General features: G+C 27.9%; 1 protein-coding gene. It reads left to right on the forward strand.

Annotation, left to right across the window (positions count from 1 at the left end):
* The first annotated feature begins 67 nt into the window (after positions 1–67).
* Positions 68–580 (forward strand): GtrA family protein, encoded by a 513-nt coding sequence (locus Q0893_RS19495; RefSeq protein ID WP_299278956.1) that lies wholly within the window; start codon positions 68–70, stop codon positions 578–580.
* Positions 581–721: the final 141 nt, after the last annotated feature.

Raw genomic sequence — 721 nt, forward strand, 5'->3', positions numbered from 1 at the left:
ACGCAACGAAACCATACACGAACACGTTGTAATACATTAAAAAAAACACGATTTTAGGAAGTAAATTATGAAAAAAAATCTGTTGAAAATAATAGATTCTGGCTATTTTATTTTCAAAAAAATCATTCCTATCAAAACATATAGATATGCAGTTTGTGGCGGAAGTAATTTAGTTCTAGACACTACTTTATATTTCATCTGTTTTCATTTTATTTTAAATAAAGAAAATTTAGATTTATTTATTGTCGTTTTGAGTGCGCACATAGCTTCTTTATTTTTAGTATTTCCTATAACTTTTTTAATTGGATTCTTATTAAACAGATATATAGTATTTCCTGAATCAAAATTATCAATGAAAAAGCAGTTTTTAAGATATTTAACTGTTGGAGTAATAACATTGCTGATTAGTTACCTTTCAATGAAATTACTTGTCGACATATTCCTTTTTTATCCAACACCGTCTCGTCTTTTGACAATTGTCATAACCGTCTTATTTAGCTATATAATGCAAAGCAAATTTAGCTTTAAGACTGAATTACAAACGAATAAAAGAATTGAAAATGATGAAATTATCGAATGATAGGAAAACGTATTACAACAACGTTTATAATTAATGGCTAGTCCTCGCCTACTTACGAAAATCCTCGCGGATTTTCTATTCGGTTTTTATTTGCTAAATTAGTTACTTAAACACGCCACTAATCATACACAAACACGTTAG

Origin of the sequence: uncultured Psychroserpens sp., from assembly GCF_947494225.1 — a bacterium.
GTDB lineage: Bacteria > Bacteroidota > Bacteroidia > Flavobacteriales > Flavobacteriaceae > Psychroserpens.

Bases quoted from the DNA above. Each gene is read 5' to 3' on its own strand.
- Q0893_RS19495 (WP_299278956.1), top strand. From the start codon at position 68: ATGAAAAAAAATCTGTTGAAAATAATAGATTCTGGCTATTTTATTTTC.